The following is a 2,996-nucleotide window of genomic DNA, read 5'->3' as shown; positions in this document are numbered from 1 at the left end:
CCCCCGCCCCCCGCCGCCGCCGGCTCCGACTCCGGCTCCGGCGATGGCGGTACGGCGTCGTCCCGCCGCGCCCGCAGCCGCCAGGCCCGCAGCACCAGCGCCAGCGGTACACCGAGCCCCAGCGTCCACGCCAGCGCCGCCGCGCCCGTGAGCCACCACACCGGCCCGAGGACCGCCAGTCTGCCGTTGCCCATCGGCCCGCCCGACATCGCCGCCAGCAGCGCCGTCAGCACCGCGCACACCACCGCGCCGGACGCCGCCGTCAGTGCGGTCGCGCCCGCGCTCCAAGCCTTCTCCTTCTCGCCGTACGGCGGCGCGGCCACCCGTACGGTGAACCAGGCCAGCGCTCCTCCCGCGAGCACCGGCACTCCCGCCGCCGCCCAGTTCAACGCCGGGCCGGGGCCCTCGGGCACCGCCGCGAGCAGCGGGAAGGACGGCAGCGAGTAATCGCCCGTGATCCCGAAGGGTGTGGCCGTCGCGCCCGTACCGAGCGCGAAGCCCGGTCCCAGCCCGTACGCGGCGCCCCACATCGCCGCGTTCGGCACGAGCACCAGTCCGAGCAGCAGCACGGCGAACCGTCCCGACCAGTCGGAGGCGAGCCGTACGAACGAGATATGCGCGATCTCGCCGTGCCATGCCAGCGAGATCCCGACCAGGAGCGCGCCGCCGCCCAGCAGCAGCAGAACGGATGCGACGCCCGCCCGCAGCGCGACCGCGGCCCTGCGCCGGCCCGCGGGCCCTCCGACGGCAGGGGCGAGAGCTCTCCGTAGAACACCGGGCAGCCGGGCCGGCAGAAGATCACGCGGGCGTCCGCTCGCCCGCCACGCTCCGGCCGCCGCGGACAGGACCGTCACCAAAGGCAGCATGAGCGCGGCACGCAGCGGGTGCGCACCGAGCGGAGCGCCCGTCACATGGAGCACCGACGCCGCGCCGACCAACAGATAGCCCCCCGTGAGAGTGAGCACCACAGCCGACGCGGAGAGCCTGGGCGGCCCTTTGTCCGGTTCCAGGGCGTCCCTGGCCGTCCGGTACACCAGCCATACCGGCAGGGCCATCAGGAGCAGCGGGATCACCCCGAGCGGTGCGGGATTTCCCGAGAGAGTTTCCGCGCGCACCAGCTCGACGCCATGGGCCAGCAGCCACAGCGCGCTGGCAACGCGCAGGGCTCCGCCGGCCCCGCTGTCGGGATAGGGCGAAATGATCCACATCGCCAGCACCAGCACGGCGAACAGGGCGAGGCCGAGGCACGCGGCGATGGCTCCGCGGAGGAACGAGACGGTCAGCGCCGCCGCCCTGCCACGCTCCACCGCCGAGGCCGAGGACAACGGCGCGCTGCGATCGGTCAATTGGGTCACGCCGTCATGCTGCCCACGACACGCGCTTGATCCACGTAACAGGCGAATGTTCGCCGTGTCGCCCAATATAAGTTTATGTGCTTTTTTTGCCCGAATCGTGCTGCGGGGAGTCCCTCATGACGCAGAACACCACGCAGAGCACCGCGGACGGCTCCTCCGCCGTCCCGCCGCTGCCGCCTCCCAAGGAGCGGCGCAGGCTGCGGGAGGCGAGGTCGATGACCGAGAAGCAGGTCGCTTCTGCGGTGGGAGTCTCGCGGGCGACGATCCGGTCCTGGGAGGCCGGCCGCACGGCTCCGCGCGGGCGCAAGGCGGAGAGCTACGCGAAGCTGCTGGCCGCACTCGACACGGAGCTGCGGGAGAAGGCCGCGCGGACCGAGCGGGAGGCGCGCAGGGCGGCCATGGAGCGTTCCGCCGCGCGGCAGCAGAGCACATCCACATCCGCACCGCAGAAGCGCAGTCGGGCCGGGCAACCGCCGTCACTTCTGAAATCACGCGATCCGGCGGCCTCCGGGCCGTCGGCCGGATCCCAGCTGCCCATGGTGCCTCGGGCACCTCTGACTCCGTCCTGGGCGCGTACCGGAACGGAACTCAGAGCACGTGCCGGAACTGGCACCAGCACCAGCACCAGCACCAGCGCCACCAGCACCGGCAACCGCAGCGGCACCGCTAAGGCCACCGACACCGACACCAGCGCCGGCACGAGCACGAGCACGAGCACGAGCACCGAAAGCGGAAACGCCGCCGCCACCGATACCGGCACCACCACCGATACCGAAAGCAAGCCGCTCACTCCCGAGCAGGCCTTCGACGCGCTGTACGCGTTCGCCGCGCCCTCCCTCGTACTCCAGGCCTATCTGCTGACCGGGCGGCGCTCCCTCTCCCAGGAGTCCGTCGAGCGCGCCTTCCGGCTCGCCTGGCAGCGCTGGCCCGAGGTCGCCGTCGACCGGGATCCGGTGGGCTGGATCCGGGCCGCGGCGCACGAGTACGCGCTGTCGCCCTGGCACCGGATGCGCCGTTCCGCCAAGCATCCCGAGCCCATGCCCGGCGAGCAGGACTCGCCCGGCCGGAAGCTGCTCCGCGAGGCGCTGCTGGACCTCCCGCCGTCGTACCGCCGCACGCTGCTGCTCTACGACGGACTCGGCCTCGATCTGCCCGACACCGCGGCCGAGACCGAGGCCAGCACGCCTGCCGCCGCGAGCCGGCTGATGCGCGCCCGGGAGGCGGTCGCCGCGAAGGATCCCGAGCTGACCGACACGGCGCTGCTGCACGAGCGGCTGAGCGCCCTCACCGAGGCCGAGACGCCGCCGAAGCTCCCGACGCCCCGCACCGTACGGACCGGTTGCGAGCGCCGGTCCAAGCTCTGGACACGGCTCGCCATCGCGTTGACGGCGCTGATCGTCGGCGCGACGAGTTTCACCTTGGCCACCGCTCCGACGCGGTACGAAGCGCCGCAGGCGCCGGGCGAACAGATCGGTGACGTGCCGGTGCCCAGCGGCCCGCAGCGGCTGAGCAGGGAGGATCTGAAGCTGCGCGACAAGCTCCGCACCGAGCTGACGAACGGGCCGCCCCGTCTCGTACCGGAAGCGTTCTGAGCACTACGCGCGTGGGCCCGCACCCCAGGACAGGGGTGCGGGCCCACGC

Annotated in this window: 2 protein-coding genes; one reads left to right on the top strand and one right to left on the bottom strand. The window is 73.0% G+C overall.

Features of this window, described 5'->3' with window-relative positions; genetic code table 11:
* Nucleotides 1–1,355, bottom strand: a 1,355-nt coding sequence (locus GA0115259_RS20285) for a cell division protein PerM (RefSeq protein WP_141716630.1), incomplete at its 3' end; no start/stop codon positions are given.
* Between the two features lie 116 nt (nucleotides 1,356–1,471).
* Between GA0115259_RS20285 and GA0115259_RS20280 the strand changes: the two genes are divergently transcribed.
* Nucleotides 1,472–2,947, top strand: coding sequence for a transcriptional regulator (locus tag GA0115259_RS20280; protein ID WP_093599064.1), 1,476 nt, complete (start codon nucleotides 1,472–1,474; stop codon nucleotides 2,945–2,947).
* Nucleotides 2,948–2,996: the final 49 nt, after the last annotated feature.

It is taken from the genome of Streptomyces sp. MnatMP-M17 (assembly GCF_900091995.1).
Classification (GTDB): Bacteria; Actinomycetota; Actinomycetes; order Streptomycetales; family Streptomycetaceae; genus Streptomyces.
Note: the sequence above shows the minus strand (reverse complement) of the source record. Positions and strands in the feature narration are given on the sequence as shown.